The 22,594-nt window shown below is 64.7% G+C and carries 19 protein-coding genes; 12 read left to right on the forward strand and 7 right to left on the reverse strand.

Translation table 11 applies throughout. The features are described from left to right. Window positions 1-273: 273 nt before the first annotated feature. From AC1VNY_RS28125 to AC1VNY_RS28140, 4 genes are all read left to right on the forward strand, one after another. Complete coding sequence (locus tag AC1VNY_RS28125; RefSeq protein WP_482407632.1) at window positions 274-1,161, forward strand: 4-(cytidine 5'-diphospho)-2-C-methyl-D-erythritol kinase; 888 nt, start codon at window positions 274-276, stop codon at window positions 1,159-1,161. Window positions 1,162-2,059: 898 nt separating this feature from the next. Continuing rightward, window positions 2,060-2,986, forward strand: a complete 927-nt coding sequence (locus tag AC1VNY_RS28130; protein WP_028342978.1) for an SMP-30/gluconolactonase/LRE family protein — start codon at window positions 2,060-2,062, stop codon at window positions 2,984-2,986. 122 nt (window positions 2,987-3,108) lie between these two features. Then, window positions 3,109-3,702: a GNAT family N-acetyltransferase gene (locus AC1VNY_RS28135; RefSeq protein ID WP_482407633.1), complete on the forward strand. Its 594-nt coding sequence runs from the start codon at window positions 3,109-3,111 to the stop codon at window positions 3,700-3,702. A gap of 28 nt (window positions 3,703-3,730) precedes the next feature. Then, a complete protein-coding gene (locus AC1VNY_RS28140) occupies window positions 3,731-5,374 on the forward strand; it encodes a GMC family oxidoreductase (protein ID WP_482407634.1) in 1,644 nt (547 codons plus the stop codon). A 175-nt stretch (window positions 5,375-5,549) separates the two neighbouring features. Here AC1VNY_RS28140 and AC1VNY_RS28145 read toward each other — a convergent pair whose 3' ends face one another. From AC1VNY_RS28145 to AC1VNY_RS28155, 3 genes are all read right to left on the reverse strand, one after another. Then, window positions 5,550-7,052 (reverse strand): flavin-containing monooxygenase, encoded by a 1,503-nt coding sequence (locus AC1VNY_RS28145; RefSeq protein WP_482407635.1) that lies wholly within the window; start codon window positions 7,050-7,052, stop codon window positions 5,550-5,552. Window positions 7,053-7,142: 90 nt separating this feature from the next. Then, window positions 7,143-7,985, reverse strand: coding sequence for an AAA family ATPase (locus AC1VNY_RS28150; protein WP_482407636.1), 843 nt, complete (start codon window positions 7,983-7,985; stop codon window positions 7,143-7,145). Window positions 7,986-8,156: 171 nt separating this feature from the next. Continuing rightward, the gene (locus AC1VNY_RS28155) at window positions 8,157-10,055 is read right to left on the reverse strand and encodes a diguanylate cyclase (protein ID WP_482407637.1); all 1,899 of its coding nucleotides are present in this window, start codon (window positions 10,053-10,055) and stop codon (window positions 8,157-8,159) included. A gap of 181 nt (window positions 10,056-10,236) precedes the next feature. On the opposite strand from AC1VNY_RS28155, the gene AC1VNY_RS28160 reads away from it, so the two are divergent. From AC1VNY_RS28160 to sseA, 3 genes are all read left to right on the forward strand, one after another. Then, window positions 10,237-11,412 (forward strand): vWA domain-containing protein, encoded by a 1,176-nt coding sequence (locus AC1VNY_RS28160; protein WP_016847779.1) that lies wholly within the window; start codon window positions 10,237-10,239, stop codon window positions 11,410-11,412. 54 nt (window positions 11,413-11,466) lie between these two features. Next, on the forward strand, window positions 11,467-11,880 hold the full coding sequence (locus AC1VNY_RS28165) for a rhodanese-like domain-containing protein (protein ID WP_016847778.1): 414 nt from the start codon (window positions 11,467-11,469) through the stop codon (window positions 11,878-11,880). Between the two features lie 99 nt (window positions 11,881-11,979). Further along, window positions 11,980-12,837, forward strand: a complete 858-nt coding sequence (gene sseA / locus AC1VNY_RS28170) for a 3-mercaptopyruvate sulfurtransferase (protein WP_482407638.1) — start codon at window positions 11,980-11,982, stop codon at window positions 12,835-12,837. 17 nt (window positions 12,838-12,854) lie between these two features. Here sseA and AC1VNY_RS28175 read toward each other — a convergent pair whose 3' ends face one another. After that, window positions 12,855-13,694 (reverse strand): hypothetical protein, encoded by an 840-nt coding sequence (locus tag AC1VNY_RS28175; RefSeq protein WP_482407639.1) that lies wholly within the window; start codon window positions 13,692-13,694, stop codon window positions 12,855-12,857. Between the two features lie 329 nt (window positions 13,695-14,023). On the opposite strand from AC1VNY_RS28175, the gene AC1VNY_RS28180 reads away from it, so the two are divergent. After that, window positions 14,024-15,268 (forward strand): L,D-transpeptidase, encoded by a 1,245-nt coding sequence (locus tag AC1VNY_RS28180; RefSeq protein WP_482407640.1) that lies wholly within the window; start codon window positions 14,024-14,026, stop codon window positions 15,266-15,268. Between the two features lie 101 nt (window positions 15,269-15,369). Next, entirely contained in the window at window positions 15,370-16,113 is a 744-nt protein-coding gene (locus AC1VNY_RS28185) for a DUF4336 domain-containing protein (RefSeq protein ID WP_482407641.1), read from the forward strand. A gap of 6 nt (window positions 16,114-16,119) precedes the next feature. Here AC1VNY_RS28185 and AC1VNY_RS28190 read toward each other — a convergent pair whose 3' ends face one another. Both AC1VNY_RS28190 and AC1VNY_RS28195 read right to left on the reverse strand, forming a co-directional pair. Next, complete coding sequence (locus tag AC1VNY_RS28190; protein WP_482407642.1) at window positions 16,120-17,082, reverse strand: D-2-hydroxyacid dehydrogenase family protein; 963 nt, start codon at window positions 17,080-17,082, stop codon at window positions 16,120-16,122. 118 nt (window positions 17,083-17,200) lie between these two features. Then, window positions 17,201-17,446 (reverse strand): hypothetical protein, encoded by a 246-nt coding sequence (locus AC1VNY_RS28195; protein ID WP_482407643.1) that lies wholly within the window; start codon window positions 17,444-17,446, stop codon window positions 17,201-17,203. A gap of 273 nt (window positions 17,447-17,719) precedes the next feature. On the opposite strand from AC1VNY_RS28195, the gene ettA reads away from it, so the two are divergent. Next, window positions 17,720-19,369 (forward strand): energy-dependent translational throttle protein EttA, encoded by a 1,650-nt coding sequence (ettA, locus tag AC1VNY_RS28200; RefSeq protein ID WP_482407644.1) that lies wholly within the window; start codon window positions 17,720-17,722, stop codon window positions 19,367-19,369. A 166-nt stretch (window positions 19,370-19,535) separates the two neighbouring features. Then, entirely contained in the window at window positions 19,536-20,120 is a 585-nt protein-coding gene (locus tag AC1VNY_RS28205; RefSeq protein ID WP_028342988.1) for a TIGR00645 family protein, read from the forward strand. A 20-nt stretch (window positions 20,121-20,140) separates the two neighbouring features. On the opposite strand, the gene AC1VNY_RS28210 is transcribed toward AC1VNY_RS28205, so the two are convergent. Beyond that, complete coding sequence (locus AC1VNY_RS28210; RefSeq protein ID WP_482407645.1) at window positions 20,141-21,232, reverse strand: toll/interleukin-1 receptor domain-containing protein; 1,092 nt, start codon at window positions 21,230-21,232, stop codon at window positions 20,141-20,143. An 83-nt stretch (window positions 21,233-21,315) separates the two neighbouring features. Here AC1VNY_RS28210 and AC1VNY_RS28215 point away from each other — a divergent pair, with 83 nt between their 5' ends. Continuing rightward, window positions 21,316-22,548 carry a lytic murein transglycosylase gene (locus AC1VNY_RS28215; RefSeq protein WP_482407646.1) on the forward strand — a complete coding sequence of 411 codons (1,233 nt, stop codon included), beginning with the start codon at window positions 21,316-21,318 and terminating at the stop codon, window positions 22,546-22,548. Window positions 22,549-22,594 lie beyond the last annotated feature (46 nt).

A 22,594-nucleotide genomic window follows, 5' to 3' on the forward strand; every position in this document is an offset into this window, starting at 1 on the left:
GCTCTACCCACGGAGAGAATCTCTTTGCGGAGGTACCCCCACCCTGGCCGGCCAGGGTGGGGGTACCTCCGCAAAGAGATTCTCTCCGTGGGTAGAGCCCCCACCCGGATCGCATCGTTCGATGCGGTCCGACCTTCCCCGCAAGCGGGAGAGGTGAAGGCAGGCCGATACGGCACCCCAAATCCCGGAATTTCCATCCAAACAAAGGGATAGGATCGTGCGGCGATTTACGCTAATCGCATCATGATGTTTGTTTTTTAGGGGTTTATCGCCGTGCCGGCGCTGATTGAAGAAGGGCGTGCCAAGGTCAACCTGACGCTGAAGGTTGTCGGGCGGCGCGTCGACGGGTTTCACGACTTGGAGAGCGTCGTCGCGTTTGCCGATTGCGCCGACCGTCTCACGCTCGAGCCGGGACCCGAGTTGTCTTTGACGATGGCGGGGCCGCTGGCCGATGCCTGCGGCGACACCTCTGACAATCTGGTGCTCAAGGCCGCACGCCTGCTCGGCGAGCGCGTCGCGGATCTCGAGGTCGGCCACTTCACGCTGGAGAAGGTGCTGCCGGTTGCGGCCGGCATCGGCGGCGGCTCGGCGGACGCCGCGGCGGCGCTGCGGCTGTTGGCGCGGCTCAACGAGCTCTCGCTCGACGATAGCAGGATCATGGAGGTCGCGCTGCAGACCGGCGCCGACGTGCCGGTGTGCGTCGCCTCGCGCGCCTGCGACATGACGGGCGTCGGCGAAGGCCTGCTGCCGCTCGACCTGCCGAAAATGCCGTGCGTGCTGGTCAATCCGCGCGTGCCGGTTGCGACCAGAGACGTCTTCAATGCGCTCGGCCTGCGCAACGGCGAACTCCTGATCGGCGCCACCGATGTCGTGATGCAGGCGCCGTCATGGCCGGACGCCGGCCGCGCGATCGACGATTGGATCGCGGCACTGGCGCGCGGCACCAACGATCTCGAAGGCCCCGCCGCGCGCATCGAGCCCGTCATCAGTGACGTGCTGTCCGCGCTGCGCGAGACCAGGGACGTTCGTCTGGTGCGCATGTCGGGCTCCGGCGCGACCTGCTTTGCCGTGTTCGGAACCGACGCCGACGCGGAGGCCGCCGGCGAACAGCTCCGCGCCGGGCATCCCACCTGGTGGGTGCATGCGGGCGCGCTGAGCTGAGTTCGCGCCTCTCCCATTCATTTCTTGGTACGCAATCGCGCACCAGGGTATGACGGCGACAGAACGCGACAGCGTGGTGCGACAAACTGCCCCGACGGGCAACTCCGCAAAAACCTGTCAATCCTCGCGCGCGAAAATATTTCGCTTTATCCGAAGCGTAACTCAGTGTATGGTTTGCCCCGTCTCACCCGATCGAGGGGCGCTTCGCGGTCGTCACGAACGTGGGTCGAGATGCGGTGGACGCTGATTGCGCAATTGACGAGTGCGCGTGAAGCGGACGGTGAAGTCGTGTGGTCCTGACGCCCTAGCGGCAGGTGTCTTTTCGCAAAGCGCAAACGCGTTTTGTGAAGACGGTGACAAAAAAGCCCAGTCTCACCGGGGAGAGCACGTATAAGCCGTAGCCCATCGCGCAGGGAAAGCCGGGTTGTTTCCGGTTACACCTGTGGTCCTACCCCCGTGCTTTCTACTTTTTGCACGGGGCCCATGGGTGCGATCGGCACCCGGCTTTCCCTGCGCCCTCTGTTCAGGAGAGGGTGGAACGAAGCGCAAAGCTCGGGCAATTCATGTCGCGAGAATGCGGATGTTTGACTCACAAGAGGCGCCAAACACTCGGTGTCGTCCCTGCGAAAGCAGGGACCCATAACCACCGACGCTGATTGTTACGCGACGTTGGAACGACGAGTCCCGTTCACAACACGGGCCGCGGAGTATGGGTCCCTGCTTTCGCAGGGACGACAGGGGTATTTGCGGCGCGCCTATCCCACCTCAACGCCGGGCAGCCTTGCGGGGCCATTGCTTGGCAAGCCAAACCCCGTTTGCCATAACAGGATGAAACAACAACGTTGCGCGTGCGGGGCCGTTCGGAATCCGCCTGCAGCCAAAGAGCCGGGAGGATGCCATGGCCAATATCCGAGTTCTCGCCACCGATCTGGAGTTTCCCGAAGGTCCGGTGGTCATGCCCGACGGTTCGGTCGTGCTGGTCGAAATCCGCGGCCAGCGGTTGACCCGGGTTTATCCCGACGGGCGCAAGGAGATCGTCGCCAAGGTGCCGGGCGGCCCGAACGGCGCGGCGCTCGGTCCCGACGGCAAGATGTACATCTGCAACAATGGCGGCTTCTCCTGGATTCCGACCCGCAACATGATCATGCCGGGGCCGCAGCCCGAGGATTATCTCGGCGGCTCGATCCAGCGCGTCGATCTGCAATCCGGCAAGGTCGAGACCGTCGTCACGAAATGCGGCGAGCACGAACTGCGCGGGCCGAACGATCTGGTGTTCGACAGGCAGGGCGGCCTGTGGTTCTCCGATCTCGGCAAGCGCCGCGCCCGCGACATGGATGTCGGCGCGTTCTATTATCTGAAGCCCGGCATGAACGAGATCGTCGAGGCCGTGCACGGCATCCTGCCGGCCAATGGCATTGGTCTCTCGCCGGACGAGAAGACCGTCTACATCGCGGAGACGCCGACCGCGCGGCTGTGGGCGTATGAAGTTTCAGAGCCCGGCACCGTCAAGCCGCGCGACGTGATCTATCGCGGCGAGCGCGGCAAGCCGATCGCCGGCCTCGGCGGCTACCAGATGTTCGACTCGCTCGCCGTGGAAGCGAACGGCAATGTCTGCGTCGCGACGCTGGTCTCGGGCTGCATCTCGGTGATCGCGCCCGACGGCACCGTGGTCGAGCAGGTGCCGACCGGCGACCGCGTCACCACCAACATCGCCTTCGGCGGCCCCGAGTTGAAGACCGCCTACATCACGCTGTCGGGCAAGGGCGAGCTGATCGCGATGGACTGGCCGCGACCGGGATTGCCGCTGAACTTTCTGAACAAGTGACGATTGCGCAAAAGCGCAATCGTCATCCCGGGGCATCGCGCAGCGATGAACCCGGGATCTCGAGATTCCGGGTCTGGTGCTGATGCACCATCCCGGAATGACAAGATGGAGAGAGAACACAAATGCCCTGGCTTGAACCGGTCACCCTTCGCGGCGCGCATGCGCGGCTGGAGCCGCTGTCACACGATCATCGCGACGGGCTGGTCGACGCGGTGAAGGACGGCGAGCTGTCAAAGCTCTGGTACACCGCGATCCCGCAGCCGGAGAACATGGCCAAGGAGATCGACCGCAGGCTCGGTCTGCAAAAGGCCGGATCGATGCTGCCGTTCACGGTGTTCGACGCCGACGGCAAGATTTCCGGCATGACGACCTACATGAACGTCGACACGCCGAACCGTCGCGTCGAGATCGGCTCGACCTGGTACGCCAAGCGTGTGCAGCGCAGCGCGGTCAACACGCAGTGCAAACTGCTGCTGCTGACTCATGCCTTCGAGAAGCTTGACTGCATCGCGGTCGAGTTCCGCACGCATTTCTTCAATCACCAGAGTCGACGCGGCATCGAGCGTCTGGGTGCGAAGCAGGACGGCATCCTGCGCAGCCATCAGATCGCGCCCAACGGCACGTTGCGCGACACCGTGGTTTACAGCATCATCGCCAGCGAATGGCCGACGGTGAAGGCGCATCTGACCTATCAACTCAACGAAAAGCCGCGCTGACACGATAGTCGGCGCCAGAAGCGAGACGATGGAAACGTTCGATTATGTGATCATCGGCGCAGGCTCCGCCGGGAGCGTGCTGACCAACCGGTTGAGCGAAGACGCGGGCACCAGCGTGTGTGTGCTCGAGGCGGGGCCGAGCGACTGGCATCCCTACATCCATCTGCCGGCCGGCTTCATCAAGACCTTCCACATGAAGAGCGTGAACTGGGCCTACCAGCAGGAGGTAGGTCCCTACACCGGCGGGCGCAGCATCTACGCACCGCGCGGCAAGACGCTCGGCGGCTCGTCCTCGATCAACGGCCACATCTACAACCGCGGCCAGCGCCAGGATTTCGACACCTGGGCGCAGCTCGGCAATCGCGGCTGGGGCTATCCCGACGTGCTGCCCTATTTCCGGCGCATGGAGCGAAGGATCGGCGAGGGCGACGACACCTATCGCGGCCGCGACGGCAACCTCACCGTCACCACCATGGACTGGCAGGACCCGCTCTGCGAAGCGTTCATGGCGGGCGCGGTCAGCCTCGGCATTCCGCGCAATCCCGATTACAACGGCCAGATCCAGGAAGGCGTGTCGTACTGCCAGCGCACCATCCTGAACGGCCGCCGGGTCAGCGCCGCGACCGCCTTCCTGCATCCGGCGCGGCGGCGGCCCAATGTCGATGTGCGTACGCATGCGCATGTCACAGGGATCATCTTCGAGGGCAAGCGCGCGGTCGGCGTGCGCTATAACCGCGGCGGCAAGCACGGCGATCCCCTGGAGATCCGCGCCACTAAGGAGGTCATTCTCTCCGGCGGTGCCTACAACTCGCCGCAGCTGTTGCAGCTCTCCGGCGTCGGCGCGCCCGAGCTGTTGCAGGCGCACGGCATCGAGGTGCGCCACGCGCTCCCCGGCGTCGGCGAGGGCCTGCAGGATCACTACGCGCCGCGCTCGGTGGCGCGGGTCAAGAACATCAGGACCATCAACGAGCTTCGCCGCGGCTTCAGCCTGTGGGGCGAGGCGATCAAATGGGCGACGACGCGGCGCGGCTTGCTGTCGCTGTCGCCGACCATGGTCTACTGCTTCTGGCATTCCGGCGAGACCACCGAGAGCTCCGATTTGCAGCTCACCTTCACGCCGGCGAGCTACAAGGAAGGCGTGCAGGGCCAGCTCGAGGACGAGCCCGGCATGACGGTCGCGTCATGGCAGCAACGGCCGGAGAGCCGCGGCTATGTCCGGATCCGCTCCGCCGATCCGTTCGCGCCGCCGATCATCCAGACCAACTACCTCGCCGAGGAGATCGACCGCCGCGTCGTCGTCGCCGGCATGAAGCTGGCGCGCCGGCTGCTCGCCTCCGAGCCGCTCAGTCCGTATTACGCCTATGAGGACTTTCCGGGCCCGAAGGTCACGAGCGACGACGAACTGCTCGCGGCCGCGACCCAGCGCGGCACCACGACCTTCCATCCCGGCTGTACCTGCCGGATGGGACCGGCGGACGCGCCGTGGGCTGTCGTCGACGACCAGCTTCGGGTCCATGGCATGGAGGGGCTGCGCGTGATCGATGCCTCGATCATGCCGCGGATGATCTCCGCCAATCTCAATGCCTCGACCTTGATGATCGCCGATAAGGCCTCCGACATGATCCGCGGCAAGGCGCCGGAGGCCGCCGCGAAGCTGCCGGAGTATGCGTGAGGGGATTGAGGCGAGCGCGATGGATGTTGCTTCTTGATCAGCGCGCTGTGTCTAACACCGTCATGCTGAGGAGGCCGCGAAGCGGCCGTCTCGAAGCGCGACGGCCCGAGTGGGGCCGTGCATCCTTCGAGACGCGCTACGTGCTCCTCAGGATGACGGGACTAATATCAGGAGCTCAGCCGTAGACGAACGCCTTGTCCTCGAGGTCGATCGCCGGGAATTCGTCCTTCTCGGCCCAGTAGTCCTGGTTGTGCTGCCACTCCGGCTTGTCGCCGCGCTTCGGCAAGAGGTGCATGCCGCGCATCATGTAGCCGGGGTTGAAGTTCTCCGGATCGATCCACGGCAGCAGCGGCATGTTGTGGTCTTCGGGGCGCAGCTCGGGCGTCACCTTGTTCGCGCCGGTCGCCTTCATGTGCTGCAGCAGGCGGCAGACGAAGTCGCCGACCAGATCGACACGCAAGGTCCAGCTGGCGCGGAAATAGCCGAACACCCAGACGAGGTTCGGCACGCCGGTGAACATCATGCCGCGATAGGTCACGGTATCGGCGAAGTCGAGCGGCTTGCCGTCGATCTCGAAGTCGATGCCGCCATTGGCGGAGAGGTGGAAGCCGGTCGCGGTGATGATGATGTCGGCCTCGAGTTGCTTGCCGGACTTGAGAAGGATGCCCGTCTCGGTGAAGCGGTCGATCTCGTCGGTGACGACCGACGCCTTGCCGCCCTTGATGGCGTGGAACAGGTCGGCATCCGGCACGAAGGCGATGCGCTGCCGCCACGGCCGGTAGCTCGGCGTGAAGTGGGTGGCGATGTCGTAGTCCTTGCCGAGGACGGCTTCGACCGCTGCCAGCAGGTCCTTCTTGGCGCCCTCGGGCTCGGCGAAGGTCCGCCTGGTGAAGGCGTCCTGCTCGAACAGGATCTTGCGGCGCGTGATCTCGTGGATCCAGTGCTCGTCGACCTGCAGCCTGCGCAGCTCCTCGGCGATCTCGATGGCGTTGCGGCCGGTGCGGAAATAGGTCGGCGAGCGCTGCAGCATGGTGACATGGCTGGCGTCCCTGGCCATCGCCGGGATCAGCGTCGCGGCGGTGGCGCCGGAGCCGATCACGACCACGCGCTTGCCCTTGTAGTCGAGGTCGTCGGGCCAGGTCTGCGGATGCACGACCGTGCCCTTGAACTTCGCCATGTCGGTCCATTCGGGCGTGTAGCCCGCGTCGTGGCGATAATAGCCCTGGCACATCCAGAAGAAGTTGGTGGTGAAGCGCAGCCGCTCGCCGGTGTCGATGCGGACAGCATCGATGGTCCAGAGATTGGTCTCGTTCGACCACTTCGCCGCGGTGATGGTGTGGCGATAGCGGATGTGACGGGCGAGGTCGTTCTCCTCGATCACCTCGCTCATGTACTTCAGGATCTCGGCCGCGGTCGCGATCGGCGCGCTGGTCCACGGCTTGAAGCGATAGCCGAAGGTGTGCAGGTCGCTGTCGGAGCGGATGCCCGGATAGCGGTGGGTGGACCAGGTGCCGCCAAAAGTCTTCTGCGTCTCCAGCACCACGAAGCTGGTGCCGGGGCATTGCGTGCTGAGGTGGTAGGCGGCGCCGACGCCGGAGATGCCGGCGCCTGCGATCAGGACGTCGAAATGCTCTGTGGTGACGGGCTCGGCGGCGCGGATCTGGGTCTGGACGTTCATCTTCCCTGGTCTTCTTGTTTGTTGGCTTGTTTGTTGAGCAGCAGAAGCAAAACGCCGGAGCCGTCGCCCCGGCGTTTGCCGATATCGGAACTAGACTTCGCGGCGGCTGAGGAAAGCCAGCCGCTCGAACAGATGCACGTCCTGCTCGTTCTTGAGCAGCGCGCCGTGCAGCGGCGGGATCAGCTTGCGCGGATCGCGCTCCCTGAGCATCTCCGGCGTGATGTCCTCGTTGAGCAGCAGCTTGAGCCAGTCGAGCAGCTCCGAGGTCGACGGCTTCTTCTTCAGGCCAGGCACTTCGCGGACCTCGAAGAATATCCGCAGCGCCTCTTCCACCAGGCGCTTCTTGATACCGGGGAAGTGCACGTCGACGATCTTGCCCATCGTCTCGGTGTCGGGGAACTTGATGTAGTGGAAGAAGCAGCGGCGCAGGAAGGCGTCCGGCAGTTCCTTCTCGTTGTTCGACGTGATCATCACGATCGGGCGCAGCTTCGCCTTGATGGTTTCGCCGGTTTCGTAGACGTGGAATTCCATGCGGTCGAGTTCGAGCAGCAGATCGTTGGGGAATTCGATGTCGGCCTTGTCGATCTCGTCGATCAGCAGCACCGGGCGCTTCTCGTTGGTGAAGGCCTCCCACAGCTTGCCGCGCTTGATGTAGTTCTTGATGTCGGACACGCGGGCGTCGCCGAGCTGGCTGTCGCGCAGCCGGGACACCGCATCGTATTCGTAGAGGCCCTGCTGCGCCTTGGTGGTCGACTTGATGTGCCAGGTCAAAAGTGGCGCGTCGATCGCCTTGGCGACTTCCTCGGCCAGCACGGTCTTGCCGGTGCCGGGCTCGCCCTTCACCAGCAGTGGGCGCTCGAGCACGATGGCGGCATTGACGGCGACCATGAGGTCATCGGTGGCGACGTAGTCCTTGGTACCCGTGAATTTCATCTATCTGTTTGCCTTGCTTCGTTCGTCGGCGGCCCGGGCCCCCACACGAAACGACCGCTCTCGCAGCGGTCGCATGTCCTCTCCGAAATCTTGTCCGGTACAATTCTAATTGAAAAAGCCGGGCGGTCTAGCGCGGATTCCGCAGCGCAGCGGTACCGGACACATAGTATGTCAGGCGTACTGTTTCCGTCCTGCGGAATGATTGTCTCCCGCGAGCGACGAGGCCAGCACCGTGCGGTCGCGTCCCGAGCGTTTCGCCTCGTAGAGCGCAAGATCGGCCCGGCCGAGCAGCTCGGTCTCGCTCGCGGTGGCGGCCGACCGGCTGGCGATCCCGAGGCTGATCGAAACCACGCCGCGGCGTGCGGCCGGATTTGCGATCGCCAGCGACCGCACCGTGAGGCGCATCGCTTCAGCGACCTTCAGTGCATCCTGCTCGCCGACGCCGGGCAGGATGATCGCGAACTCCTCGCCGCCGTATCGCGCCGCCAGCGCGGTGGTATTGGTGGTGGCGTCCGCGATCACGCGCGCCACGCGCCGCAGGCACTCGTCGCCGGCCTGGTGACCCTGCGTGTCGTTGAAACCCTTGAAGTGATCGATATCGAGCATGATCAGCGAGATCTGCTCCCGGTCGCGGAACTCGCGCGGCAGCGCGCTGTCGAAGCTGCGGCGGTTAGCGAGGGTCGTCAGGCCGTCGGTCGTCGCCAGCTCGGACAGGCGGATGTTCAGTGCGTTGAGCTCGTCCTCCATCTTGCGGCGCTCGGTCACGTCGCGCAGCACGCCGACGACCTCGATGGCTTGGTGGTCTTCCGCCGCGCCGGCAAGCTTGAAGTTGATCTCGACCCAGACCTCGCTGCCATCGGCGCGGAAGGTCTTGAATTCGACGGTCTTGGTGGTCGTCCAGTTGGTCAATTCCGATGTCGCGCCGGCGACGTCGGCGAGGTGATCGGGATGCACGAACTCGAAGCAGGATTTGCCGATCAGATCGTCCGGGTTGCGGCCGAGGATGGTCTCGACCGACTGCGACACGAACAGGAAGCGGCCGTTGCGGTCCAGCAGGATCACCACATCGGCGATGTTGTCGGCAAGCAGCCGGTAGCGCGCCTCCCGTTCCCTGAGCATCCGCGCGACCCTGGTGCGCTTGGCAAACTCCTTGCCGAGCAGGATCGCGAACAGGATGACGCTTCCCATCAGTATGACGGCGACAAACAGGTCGTTGCGCAAATCGTCATGCCATGCGGCGAGAACCTGGGCTTCCGGCAAGGCGACGGTGACCACGATCGGATATTGCGAAGCGCGCTCGAAGCCGAGATATTTGACGCGTCCGTCGAACGGCGATGTGGTTTTCGTGTAGCCGGTCCGGTCCTGCTCGATCCTCGCCTTGAATGCCGCGGACACCTCCTTGTTCCACTTACCCGCCGGCCAGTGCGCCAAAACGATGCCGTCGAGCCGAAGCAGGGTAATTCCGGCGTGCGGACCGAATTTGAAGGCTTGATAGAAGTTGTCGAAATAGCTTGTTTCGATGGTCGCGAACAACACGCCGCCGAAGCTGCCGTCCTCCCTGGTGACGCGCCGCGACAGCACGATGGTCGGCTGACCGGTCAGGCGCGACTGCAACGGCTCGCTGATGTGCAGCGATGCATCCGTCGAGTCGCGATGGCCGATGAAATAGCCGCGATCGGCATTGTTGTGCGCCGGCAGCTCCGCGGCCGACGAGTAGATCCGGTTGCCGTCGGGGTCGATCACGCCGATCTCCTTGATCTGCGGCAGCGCGTCGGCGGTCTTGCGCAGCGCCGCGTTGAAGCGATCGACGCGCGGCTTCTGGTATTTCAGCAGATCCACCATGGCATTCATGGCCACGTCGATCGCCTGGACCGAATGCGAGGCGTGTTCCGCCAGCGAGTGGGTCAGGTTGCGGATGTCGCGCTCGCCCTGGGCCAGCGCCGTGGTGCGCGCCTCGACCGCCTTCCAGATCAGCAGACCCAGCACGAATATGCTCATTGCCGCCACGACGGCGGCGACGATCGCCGTCGGCGAAAACAGTTTCGGCGGCTTGGCGGGGCTGTTGGGCACGTCGATCGGGTCCACTGGGCGCGTGTTACTGCAACGATCAACGTCCGATCTTAATGTCACGTTTCGGCGCCGGGAGCCGAAGCTGGCCGGGGTGGTTAAGTGAAAGTGAATGGCTGATCCGCGGCCGCAACCGGGGGAGGGGCCCTTGACGGCACCGGCAGGGCGGGCGATTTAAGTAAATATGTTCCTGCAGTTTTTCACATCGCTGCGCGACGCCCAGGTCCCCGTGACGCTACGGGAATATCTGACCTTGATGGAAGCGCTTGACGCCGATCTCGCCGAGCAGACGGTCGAGAACTTCTACTATTTGTCGCGCGCCGCGCTGGTGAAGGACGAGCGCAATCTCGACAAGTTCGATCGCGTGTTCGGCACCGTGTTCAAGGGGCTCGAGAGCCTGCTCGACGCCATGGGCAAGGCCGAGATCCCCGAGGAGTGGCTTAAGAAGCTCGCCGAGAAATATCTCACCGAGGAAGAGAAGAAGCAGATCGAGGCCATGGGCTGGGACAAGCTCATGGAGACGTTGAAGAAGCGGCTCGAGGAACAGAAGGGCCGCCACCAGGGCGGCAGCAAGTGGATCGGCACCGCCGGCACCTCGCCGTTCGGCGCCCATGGCTACAATCCCGAGGGCGTCCGCATCGGGCAGGAGAAGAACCGCAACAACCGCGCCGTGAAGGTGTGGGACAAGCGCGAGTTCAAGGACCTCGACGGCAATGTCGAGCTCGGCATCCGCAACATCAAGGTCGCGCTGCGGCGGCTGCGCAAGTTCGCGCGCACCGGCGCGCCGGACGAGCTCGACCTCGACACCACGATCAAGGAGACCGCCAACCACGGCTATCTCGACGTGCACATGCGCCCCGAGCGGCGCAACGCGGTCAAGGTGCTGGTGTTCTTCGATATCGGCGGCTCGATGGATTCGCATATCGAGCAGGTCGAGGAACTGTTCTCGGCCGCCAAGAGCGAATTCAAGCACATGGAATATTTCTACTTCCACAACTGCCTCTATGAAGGCGTCTGGAAGCAGAACAAGCGGCGCTTCACCGATCGCACGCCGACCTGGGACGTGCTGCACAAGTACCCGCACGACTACAAGGTGGTGTTCGTGGGCGACGCCTCGATGTCGCCTTACGAGATCATGGTTCCCGGCGGCTCGGTCGAGCATGTCAACGAAGAGGCCGGCTCGGTCTGGCTCGACCGCATCATCCGCACCTATCCGCACGCGGTGTGGCTCAATCCTGTGGCGCAGAAGCACTGGGACTATTCGGAATCGACCACCATCATCCGCCGCCTGTTCTCCGAGCGCATGTATCCGATCACGATCGAAGGTCTGGAGAACGCGATGCGGGAGCTGGTGCGGTAAACGCACACGCGTCGCGTGCCGGCGGGCGCGCCAACAACATCCAGGGAGAGCTCCATGCCCCAGAACATCCACCGCGGCATCAAGGTGATGATCGACGAGGCAAATGCCGAGATCGAGACCATCAGCGCGGCCGATGCGATCACGCTGATCGGCAAGAACGACGTCGTCATCGTCGACATCCGCGATCCCCGCGAGATCGAGCGCGACGGCAAGATCCCCGGCGCGTTCTCCTGCACCCGCGGCATGCTCGAGTTCTGGATCGATCCGAACAGCCCCTATGCCAAGCCGATCTTCCAGGAAGACAAGAAGTTCATCTTCCACTGCGCCGGCGGCCTGCGCTCGGCGCTCGCCGCCAAGACCGCGAAGGACATGGGCCTGAAGCCGGTCGCGCATATGGGCGGCGGCTTTGCCGCCTGGCGCGAGGCCGGCGGGCCGATCGAGGCGTGGGAGCCGAAGAAGAAGGGCTAGGCGGGATGTCACACGCGGGCTTGACCCGTATGTCCATCGCTTCAAAGCAAGATGGATTGCCGGATCAAGTCCGGCAATGACGATGGAGAGACACGCAAGATGACGACGACCGACGATCCGCTCGTTTCGACCGAATGGCTGGCTGCGCATCTCGGCGATGCCAACGTCAAGGTGCTCGATGCGACCTTCAAGCTGCCGGGCGTGCTGCCGCTGCCGAAGGATGATTATCTCGCCGCGCACCTGCCCGGCGCTGTGTTCTTCGACGTCGATGCGGTGTCCGACCACTCCAATCCGCTGCCGCACATGTTTCCGAGCGCCGAGCAGTTCGGCCGCGACGTCGGCGGACTCGGCATCAGCAATGCCGACACCGTCGTGATCTACGATTCCGGCGGCTGGGTTGCGGCGCCGCGCGCCTGGTGGATGTTCCTGTCCTATGGCCATCGCAACGTGCGCATCCTCAACGGCGGCCTGAAGAAGTGGCGCGCCGAGGGCAGGGCGGTCGAGAGCGGCGAGGTGAAGCCGAAGCCTGCGACCTTCAAGGCGAGCTACGATCCGCAGCGCGTGCGCAGCATCGAGCAGATGATCGCCAATGTCGAAAGCCGTGCCGAGCAGGTGATCGATGCGCGCGCCGCCGATCGCTTCGAGGGCCGCGCGCCGGAGCCGCGGCTGGGCATCCGCGCCGGCCACATCCCAGGCGCCCGCAACGTGCCCTACAACCAGCTGTTCGATGCCGCGACCGGCGAGATGAAGCCGCTCGATGACCTGCGCAAGTCGTTCACGGGCGCCGGCGTGAAGCTCGATGCGCCGATCGTGACGAGCTGCGGCTCGGGCGTCTCGGCCGGCGTGCTGACGCTTGCGCTCTACCGGCTCGGCATCACCGAGAGCGCGCTCTATGACGGCTCGTGGTCGGAATGGGGGCAGGCGAGCGGCCCGCCGATCGCGACGGGGCCGGCCTGACAGGTCATTCCTGCTTGCTAGCGCCGGGTGAGCGGCACCAGGGTCGGCTGGCCGAACGGATCGAGCTGCTGTTGAACGACCTGCCGAACCGGCTGCGCGCGGACAATCCGCCGCCGCTCCTTGCGATGTGCCGGCTTGCTGACCGCGTTGCGCTCCGGCTTCTTCGCCTCAATGGCCTTCGGCGCCACCGGCGCTTCGACAACAACTTCAGGTCCGCCCAGCGTCGCGATCTTCGTCGCGGCCGCGATCGCCTCGGGTGACGGCGGCGGGGCGGGCTCGGGCGCTGCCATCGCTGGTGCTGGCGGAGGAGGCGCGGGCTCGCTGGGGGCAGGCGGATCGGCGACGGCGGCGACCTTGGCCTCGGTGGCTGCCGGTGCGGCTTCGGCGGCAGCGGGCGTCGGCTCCGATGCCGGCAAGGGATCTGCGGTCGGAGTCTGCGCCGCAGTGTCGGCGGATTGGGCCGGCGCTGGCGTGGTCGCGGCTTGGGCTTCCGGCTTCGGCGGAGCGGGCGGGACCGGATCATCCGCCGTCACGGCGGCGACCTTCTCCGGCTCGGCTGCAGGGGTGACCTCAGCGGGAGCAGCCGGTTCGGACGCGGCCGGCTCGGACGCGGGCGGGGCTGCTGGAGTTTCGGTCGTCACCTTGTCGGTGGCTGGCGGGTCGACCCGCACCATGGCAAGCACCGGCGGGGTCTCGGGCTGCTGCGCGAATTGCGGCTCGGGCGGCGCCCGGCGGACCGGAATGCTGGCGAACTCTTCATGCGCCGCGCGAAACAGCGCGGCTGCCCCTAACCCGAACACCAGAAGCGAGGTCGCCAGCACGATCGCGGCGAACAGAAAACGAAGGCCGGGGAGCATGGGCGCGGGTTCCCCCTTCTGCGGGAGGGTCTTCGATGTCGAGGGAACGCGGTGACCACACAAGAAAGCCGGCGTCGCGAGCGCGAATCAGGCCGATTCGAAGATATCGCAACGTCCCGGGACTGTTTGTTACAAAATGCGGGTGATTGATGACTTTGGCCACGTGGACAAACATTCCAAGCCCGTGAGACATCTTTGCCGCAGCGTTGACGCGAAATCACAAAGGGCCCGGAATAGCCCGGATTTCGCGGATTTGTCTTGAATGCGCCGCTATCTTCCTGCATTGGGCCGTTAACAGTCCGGTGTGGCTTGGGGACTATAACAGAGCAATGATGATCAACCGCATTCTGACGATTTGCGCTGCCGCGGCTCTCGGCGTGGCAGGAACCTCGCTTGCGCATGCGCAGCAGGGTTATCCGGCGCCCCAGGGCACCGCCTATTCGACGGCGCCCCAGCCCTACCCTCAGGGCAACATGCCGGATTTCGACGCTCTCAATGACGATGACGGGCAGGATTCGGCTGCATTGCCGCCGCCCGGCCCGGTGCTGTCGCCGAACGACCCGCGCTATGGCCGTCCGGCGAATGCGCCCACCTATTCCGATCGCGGTGTGCCGCCCGGTCCGGTGATGTCGCCGGACGATCCGCGCTATGGCCGTCCGATGAATGCTCCTCCGGTCTATTCCGACCGTGGCGCGCCGACTGGCCCGGTGATGTCGCCCGATGATCCCCGCTATGGCCGGCCGATGGGGCCGCCGCCGGTGATCTACGGCGACCGTCCGGGTGCGCAACAAGCCAATCGCGACAATGGCGTTCCGGCCGCCGGCGTTTCCTATGGCGACGACCGCGGCGGCATGCGTCCGCCCGAGGGCGTTACCGGAGCCGTGCCGCAGCAGCAGGCGCCGGTCGATGCCAATGGCAAGCCGGTGCAGATCGCGGCGCTGCCGCCGGACGAGCAGCCGGAAGACGCCCCGGCGCAACTGCCGCCGAATCTGCGTCGCCAGGAAGTGTCGTTCGCGACCAAGGAGCCGGCAGGCACGATCGTTGTCGATACGTCGAACACCTACCTCTATTACATCCTGGGCAATGGCCGGGCGGTCCGTTACGGCGTCCGTGTCGGCCGCGACGGCTTCACCTGGACCGGCGTGCAGAAGATCACCCGCAAGGCAGAGTGGCCGGATTGGCATCCGCCGACCGAGATGATCGAGCGTCAGCCCTATCTGCCGCGCTTCATGGCCGGCGGACCCGGCAACCCGCTCGGCGCCCGCGCGATGTATCTCGGCTCGACCGTGTACCGTATTCACGGCACCAACCAGCCGTCGACCATCGGCAAGTTCGTCTCGTCGGGCTGCATCGGCATGCTGAACGAAGACGTCTCCGATTTGTTCGAACGCGCCAAGGTCGGCACCCGCGTGGTCGTGCTGCCCGGTGGTCCGCCGCCGGGAACGGCAACGGCTTCTGCCGCGCCCGCGAACCCGATGGCTCCCGCCGCGGCCCAGGCTCAGGCGGCCGCGCCGCTGCCCGGCACGCAGCCGACCACGGTGCAGCCGCTGCCCGCACCGGTGACTGTGCGCTAGGCCAACCGGCAAGTTCATCATTGAAAAAGGCGCGCGAACAGCGCGCCTTTTTTGTTGCAACTAGCCGCGCATCCCGACGTTGCCGCCCGGGAGGCAATGCGATGCAGTGCGTCTGCGAAACCTATCCGCCGCTGAATACGCCGAAGCCTGTCGCCGATGATGTATGGATGATCGATGGTCCGATCATCCGGTTCGGCCCGCGCTGGTTCAAGATGCCGTTTCCAACGCGCGCGACGATCGTTCGCCTGCCGGATGGGCGGCTGTTCATTCACTCGCCGACACCATTGCTGGCCGAGCTCAAGGCCGCAATCGTTAAGCTGGGCGTACCGCGCTGGATCATCGCTCCGAATCGTCTGCATTACTGGTGGATTCCGGAATGGCATGCTGCCTATCCGGACGCGCGCATCTTCCTTGCGCCCGGGATCAAGCAACAGGTCGGCAGTCGGCTGACCTTCGAAGGCGAGCCGCTGGAACGATCATCCGGCTATCCCTGGGATGAGTGGATCGCGACGCTGCCGGTGGCAGGCAGCTACATGACGGAGGTCGTGTTCTTCCATCTGCCGTCGCGGACATTGCTGCTGACCGACCTGATCGAGAATTTTGAGGCCGGACGAGTCCGCTCGCCGTTGATGCGGTTCCTGATCTGGCTCGGGGGCGTGCGCGATCCCGACGGCGGCACGCCGCGCGACATGCGATTGACCTTCTCGCGGGACCGCGCTGCGCTGAGGGCCATCGTCGCCCGCATGATCGAATGGAATCCGGAGCGGATCATCCTCGCCCACGGGCGCTGGTACGACCGGAACGGCCGCGCCGAGCTCGAACGCGCGTTCCGCTGGCTCGGCTAGTGACGATCAGGCCAGGCGCCGCGGCGGCTCGCTGCCCTTGGTGAAGGCATCGATGCACTCGACCATCTGCTGATAATGCGCCTGCAGGCTCTCGCGCGTGGCATAGCCGAGATGCGGCGTGATCACGACGTTGTCGAGCTTGCGCAGCGGGTGATCAGACGGCAGCGGCTCGACCGAGAACACGTCGATGCCGGCGCCGGCGATCGTCTTGTCGCGAAGCGCCGCGAACAGGGCGTCCTCGTCGACGATCGGCCCGCGCGCGGTGTTGACGAGATAGGCCGACGGCTTCATGCGGGCGAGATCGGCGGCGCCGACCAGTCCGCGCGAGCGCGGGCTCAGCACGACATGGATGGTGATGATGTCTGATGTCGCGAACAGCTCGTCCTTGCCGGCATAGCCGACGCCGGCCTCCTTGCACTTCTCCGGCGTCAGATTGGGGCTCCAGGCGATTACGTTCATGCCGAACACCTTGGCCATGCCGGCGACCTTGCTGCCGAGCTTGCCGAGGCCGATGATGCCGAGCGTCTTGCCCTCGATCTCGGTACCGGCAAAGGTCTGCCAGGCCTCGCCGGCGTGCATGCGCGCATTCTCGCGGCCGATGCCGCGGGTCAGTTCCAGGATCAGGCCCATGGTCAGGGGCGCGGTGGGATCGCGGCTATATTGGGTGCCGCACAACACCACCTTGCGGTCCTTGGCGGCCTCCATGTCGATCGCCGCGTTGCGCATGCCTGAGGTGATCAGGAGTTGCAGCCTGGGCAGCGCGTCGAGCAGGCTCTTCGGGAACGGGGTGCGCTCGCGCATCGCGCAGATGATCTCGAAATCCTTCAGCTTCGTCGCCGCTTCCGCCTCGCTCGCGAACGGTTTGTCGAACACGGTGACGTCGACCCGGTCCTTGACCTTTGGCCAGTCGGCCACCGAAAGCGCGATGTCAAAATAGTCGTCGAGGATCGCACAGCGGAGCCGCGTCATCGGGGAAGGTCCATTCACGGTGAGGGCGACGGCGGGAGATCAACCGTCGGAATACCCGTCATGGTCGCGCGCAATCGGCAGGCGCGCAAGCGGCCACGGTTTCAAAAAGCGGCGATTGTCACGCGCGCGGAGACTGCGTCTTCGTGGCGCGGATATCGGCGAGCATCGCGCGGACCGCCGGCGACAGCGCCATCTGCTTGGCGCGGCAAGCCGGACCCGGGCCGCGCATATAATGCAGTTCCGGCCGGTAGGGATTGAAAGCCTTGGCGACGAAGGCGTGCCAAAAGGCGCGGAATTCGGCGAACAGCGTCGCCTCGCCTTTGGTCGTCGGGCGCGGAAGGGGTGCTGAAATGATGGTAGCCATGACGTGGCCTCAACTGTTTTGGCCGCGGTTCTGCCGCGAAAATCGCCGTTTTTCGACGTTGAGAACGAGTTTTGGCCTGATTTATTAAAAGATGGTTTCAATTGTCGTGATTCGGCGCACACATGGCGTCGAACCCGTAATCACCCGTGGTGAAGCCGCGAAACGTGGTGAACGGACGGAAAACAGAGGTCCCGCGGTTGCGCTTTCGGGGGCCGGCCGTTACATCGGCGGCAGCAAAATTTCCACAAATCGGATCAATTCCAGGGACAGCGGATGGCTCGCCAGTTCATCTATTTCATGCAGGGTCTGACCAAGGCGTACCCGACCCGCAAGGTGCTCGATAACATCCATCTGAGCTTCTACCCGGACGCCAAGATCGGCGTGCTTGGCGTCAACGGCTCGGGCAAGTCGACGCTGCTCAAGATCATGGCCGGCCTCGACAAGGAGTATAACGGCGAGGCCTGGGTCGCCGAGGGCGCCCGCGTCGGCTATCTCGAGCAGGAGCCGCACCTCGATCCGGCACTCAACGTTCGTGAGAACGTCATGCTCGGCGTCGCCAAGCAGAAGGCGATCCTCGACCGCTACAACGAGCTTGCGGTCAACTATTCGGACGAGACCGCCGACGAGATGACCAAGCTGCAGGACGAGATCGAGGCCCAGGGCCTGTGGGATCTCGACAGCAAGGTCGACCAGGCGATGGACGCGCTGCGCTGCCCGCCCGACGATGCCGATGTCAAAAAACTGTCCGGTGGTGAACGCCGCCGCGTCGCGCTGTGCCGCCTGCTGCTCGACCAGCCGGAATTGCTGCTGCTGGACGAGCCGACCAACCATCTCGACGCCGAGTCGGTGTCGTGGCTGGAAGGCCATCTGCGCAACTATCCCGGCGCGATCCTGATCGTCACCCACGACCGCTACTTCCTCGACAACGTCACGGGCTGGATCCTCGAGCTCGACCGCGGCCGCGGCATCCCCTACGAGGGCAATTACTCGTCCTGGCTGGTTCAGAAGCAGAAGCGGCTCGAGCAGGAAGGCCGGGAGGACGCCGCGCATCAGAAGACGCTGGCCCGCGAGCAGGAATGGGTGGCGTCCTCGCCGAAGGCGCGCCAGGCCAAGTCGAAGGCCCGCTACCAGCGCTATGAGGAGCTGCTCAAGAAGGCGAGCGAGAAGCAGACCCAGACCGCGCAGATCATCATTCCGGTCGCCGAGCGGCTCGGCGCCAACGTCGTCGACTTCGAAGGCCTCAGCAAGGGGTTTGGCGATCGCCTGCTGATCGACGATCTCACCTTCAAGCTGCCGCCCGGCGGCATCGTCGGCGTGATCGGTGCCAACGGCGCCGGCAAGACCACGCTGTTCAAGATGATCACCGAGCAGGAGACGCCGGACAAGGGCACCATTACGGTCGGCGAGACCGTGCATCTCGGCTATGTCGACCAGTCGCGCGACGCGCTCGAGGGCAACAAGACGGTGTGGGAGGAGATCTCCGGCGGCAACGAGCTGATCCTGCTCGGCAAGAAGGAAGTCAATTCGCGCGGCTACTGCTCGGCGTTCAACTTCAAGGGCGCCGACCAGCAGAAGAAGGTCGGCGCGCTGTCGGGCGGTGAGCGCAACCGCGTGCATCTCGCCAAGATGCTGAAGTCGGGCGCCAACGTGCTGCTGCTCGACGAACCGACCAACGACCTCGACGTCGACACGCTGCGCGCGCTGGAAGAGGCGCTGGAGGACTTCGCCGGTTGCGCCGTTATCATCAGCCATGACCGCTGGTTCCTCGACCGCATCGCGACCCATATCCTGGCCTTCGAGGGCGACAGCCATGTCGAATGGTTCGAGGGCAACTTCCAGGATTACGAAAAGGACAAGATGCGCCGGCTCGGCCAGGACAGCATCATTCCGCATCGCGTGAAGTACAAGAAGCTGACGCGCTGATCGGTTCAGGCGGTCGAACGCGGCCATCGCGCCGCGTTCGACCGTTGCTCGTTGGCAGGATCGTGACGGCATCGCGGCGCAATCTGCGGCCAGTTGTCGCTTTTCAAGCGCGCGGGATTGCGTAGATAGAGCGCTCCCGCAAATCAAATTCTGCGAGCACTCCACCATGTCCGCACTTTCCGAGGCGCGCGCCCCCGCAAAGGGCCGGTCGCTGCGTCCCGTTCCCATGCTGATCTTCGGATCGCGCTGGCTGCAATTGCCGCTCTATGTCGGCCTGATCATCGCCCAGGGCGTCTATGTCGTGCTGTTCCTGAAGGAATTGTGGCACCTGTTCGCCCATGCCTTCGATTTCAGCGAGCAGCAGATCATGCTGGCCGTCCTCGGCCTGATCGACGTCGTCATGATCTCGAACCTGCTCGTGATGGTGATCGTCGGCGGCTACGAGACCTTCGTCTCGCGCCTCAATCTGAAGGGCCACCCGGACGAGCCGGAATGGCTCAGCCACGTCAATGCCAGCGTGCTGAAGATCAAGCTGGCGATGGCGATCATCGGCATCTCCTCGATCCATTTGCTGCGCACCTTCATCGAGGCCGGCGCGCTGTCGTCAGGCAAGGGCAACTACACCGAGACCGGCGTGATGTGGCAGACCATCATCCACTGCGTCTTCATCCTGTCGGCGATCGGCATCGCCATTGTCGACAAGCTGTCGAACGACTCGATCGAGGGCGCCAAGCAGCAGGTTGGGCATTAGGGATGAACGGCGGCGCGGCGTCACCGCGCCGCGCGTGAGCCGAACAATGCCGGCGCGGATCTGCCGAGCCATTCGGGGATCTGCGCGGCGCCGCGCGGAAATCCGCGGGCCATCGCGAGGATGAACGCGGTCTGCCAGACGCCGAACAGCACCAGCCAGCCCAGCAAGGTCGGCAGCCTGACGATCGCGCCGTAAACCGTTCCGGCTGCGATGGCCGCGATCCAGGTCACGACGACGCTGTCGATCCGCCTGAATGCGGGGTTGGTCAGGAGCACGCCGAGAATGGTGATGGCTCCGCCGACGGCGCCGCCGATGCCGCCGATCAAAAATCCCATGTAGGGATTGTTGCCGAGCGTCTCGGTGATCTGGGCCGGGTTCGCGGCATTGCCCTCAATCGGCGCGGTTCTCGCATATTGGCCGAGTACCTGAAGCGTGACGGCGCTGGCATCGTAGGCCGCGATCCACGCTGCCGTCGTGATCGCGACCACCAGCGCCAGCTGAAACCGGTCCCTAGCGCCAAACATGACGTTGCAGGTCGCGATCGCCGCGCCGAATATCACGCCGGGCAGGATCGTGATCCCGCCGGCGTCGGAGACGACGAACGAATATTGCAGGACGTTGAGCGCATAGGTCGCGACCAGGCTGCACAGGATGGCCGACGCAAGCGACAGCACGGCGAAGGGCAAAATCGATCGGTCGCGCGACTGCTCGCTTTTGGCCTCCAGCATGCGATCGACGGCGGCCCGTGTCTCGGCGGCCGCGCTGCCCTGGGGTTCGAGGATCGTGACCGCCTTGAGATAGGTCGGAACCTGGTCGAGCGGGGTCGGCGCCATCATCACCGGCAGCACGCGATTGCTGGGGTTCGGCCATTTGTTCCGGGCAAAGGCGAGCTCGCTCAGCGTGTAGCGTCCCCTGGTCACCGATTCCGGACTGATCAGGAACACCATAAAATCGCTGCTTTCGATGGCTTTTTCGACGCGCGCATCGAAGCTGTCGCCCGGCGGAAGATCGTCGTGCGAAAAGAAAACGTCATGGTCGCAATTGCGCAGGGACTGGGCGATGCTGTCAGCCTGCGATTCCAGTTCGGAGGGAAATGACAGAAATATGCGCATGGCAAAACTTACCACCCAGAATTGAATTCTGACAATTGCCGAATCCGCGTCGCAATGACCGTTTCCGCAGGGTGAGATCGATCATGAAATGGCCAGCCATCATTGTCGCATTCGCGCTGCTGCTTTGTGCGCCGCTGCAGCGGCCGGCATTCGCCGCCGATGCTGCGTTCACCCAGTTCATCGCCTCGTTGTGGCCGGAGGCCAAGGCCGCCGGCGTGTCGCGCGAGACCTTCGATCGCGAGACGCGCTCGCTCGAGCCCGACTACAAGCTGCCCGACCTGATCCTGCCCGGACGTCCCAAGACCGGCGCGCCGGCGCAGGCCGAGTTCGTGCAGGTGCCGGCCGATTACATCAAGGAAGCCTCGATCGCGCGGCTCGCCGCGGAGGGGCAGCGGCTGATGCAGAAGTATCGGCCGTCGCTCGATGCGATCGAGAAGCGGTTCGGCGTCCCGGCCACCGTCGTGCTGGCTATCTGGGGCCGCGAGACCGATTACGGGCGCTATTCGCTGCCCTACGACACACTGCGCGTGGTGGCGACGCAGGCTTATGTCGGCCGCCGCAAGGATCAGTACCGTACCGAGTTCATTCTCGCGCTGAAGATCCTCGGCGAGGGCGCGGTGACGCGCAAGGAGATGCGCTCCTCCTGGGCCGGTGCGACCGGCTACACCCAGTTCCTGCCGTCTGAATATTACAAGCACGGCGTCGATCTCGACGGCGACGGCCGCGTCGATATCTGGCACTCGGTGCCAGACGCGCTCGCCTCCGCCGCGCAGCAACTGGTCAACAAGGGCTGGCAGCCCGGCGTGCGCTGGGCCTATGAGGTGCAGGCGCCGGCCAATGCCGACTGCACGATGGGCGTGCCTGAAGTGACGAAGCCGATCAGCCAGTGGCTGCGCGCAGGCTTCGTGCCGGTGCGCGGGCAGAAGCTCAGCGCGGCCGAGCAGGCGCAATCGGCCTCGCTGCTGCAGCCGGAAGGCAGCTACGGTCCTGCCTTCCTGACGACGCCGAACTACTTCGTGATCAAGGAATACAATTTCTCCGATCTCTACGTGCTGTTCGTCGGCCACCTCGCCGACCGCATGACGAGCCCGCAGCCATTCGCGACGCCATGGTCGGCATCGAAGCAGCTGCGCTCCGCCGATGTCGAGGCGATGCAGCAGCAGCTGACGAAGATCGGTCTCTACAAGGACAAGCTCGATGGCAAGGCCGGGATGCAGACCCGCGCGGCGCTCGGCGCCTATCAGAAGCAGGCCGGGCTGAAGGTCGATTGCTGGCCGAGCGAGGCGGTGCTGCGCGCGATGAACGGGCAACGCTGACCGGGCTGGCTCGCAAGACCGCTTGGTGGCGCAAAGCAAAAACCCG

Source organism: Bradyrhizobium ferriligni (genome assembly GCF_056837965.1).

Bases quoted from the DNA above. Each gene is read 5' to 3' on its own strand.
- AC1VNY_RS28180 (WP_482407640.1), top strand. From the start codon at position 14,024: ATGATGATCAACCGCATTCTGACGATTTGCGCTGCCGCGGCTCTCGGC.
- AC1VNY_RS28165 (WP_016847778.1), top strand. From the start codon at position 11,467: ATGCCCCAGAACATCCACCGCGGCATCAAGGTGATGATCGACGAGGCA.
- AC1VNY_RS28185 (WP_482407641.1), top strand. From the start codon at position 15,370: ATGCAGTGCGTCTGCGAAACCTATCCGCCGCTGAATACGCCGAAGCCT.
- AC1VNY_RS28195 (WP_482407643.1), bottom strand. From the start codon at position 17,446: ATGGCTACCATCATTTCAGCACCCCTTCCGCGCCCGACGACCAAAGGC.
- AC1VNY_RS28210 (WP_482407645.1), bottom strand. From the start codon at position 21,232: ATGCGCATATTTCTGTCATTTCCCTCCGAACTGGAATCGCAGGCTGAC.
- AC1VNY_RS28190 (WP_482407642.1), bottom strand. From the start codon at position 17,082: ATGACGCGGCTCCGCTGTGCGATCCTCGACGACTATTTTGACATCGCG.
- AC1VNY_RS28140 (WP_482407634.1), top strand. From the start codon at position 3,731: ATGGAAACGTTCGATTATGTGATCATCGGCGCAGGCTCCGCCGGGAGC.
- AC1VNY_RS28160 (WP_016847779.1), top strand. From the start codon at position 10,237: ATGTTCCTGCAGTTTTTCACATCGCTGCGCGACGCCCAGGTCCCCGTG.
- sseA (WP_482407638.1), top strand. From the start codon at position 11,980: ATGACGACGACCGACGATCCGCTCGTTTCGACCGAATGGCTGGCTGCG.
- AC1VNY_RS28215 (WP_482407646.1), top strand. From the start codon at position 21,316: ATGAAATGGCCAGCCATCATTGTCGCATTCGCGCTGCTGCTTTGTGCG.
- ettA (WP_482407644.1), top strand. From the start codon at position 17,720: ATGGCTCGCCAGTTCATCTATTTCATGCAGGGTCTGACCAAGGCGTAC.
- AC1VNY_RS28175 (WP_482407639.1), bottom strand. From the start codon at position 13,694: ATGCTCCCCGGCCTTCGTTTTCTGTTCGCCGCGATCGTGCTGGCGACC.
- AC1VNY_RS28130 (WP_028342978.1), top strand. From the start codon at position 2,060: ATGGCCAATATCCGAGTTCTCGCCACCGATCTGGAGTTTCCCGAAGGT.
- AC1VNY_RS28205 (WP_028342988.1), top strand. From the start codon at position 19,536: ATGTCCGCACTTTCCGAGGCGCGCGCCCCCGCAAAGGGCCGGTCGCTG.
- AC1VNY_RS28135 (WP_482407633.1), top strand. From the start codon at position 3,109: ATGCCCTGGCTTGAACCGGTCACCCTTCGCGGCGCGCATGCGCGGCTG.
- AC1VNY_RS28145 (WP_482407635.1), bottom strand. From the start codon at position 7,052: ATGAACGTCCAGACCCAGATCCGCGCCGCCGAGCCCGTCACCACAGAG.
- AC1VNY_RS28150 (WP_482407636.1), bottom strand. From the start codon at position 7,985: ATGAAATTCACGGGTACCAAGGACTACGTCGCCACCGATGACCTCATG.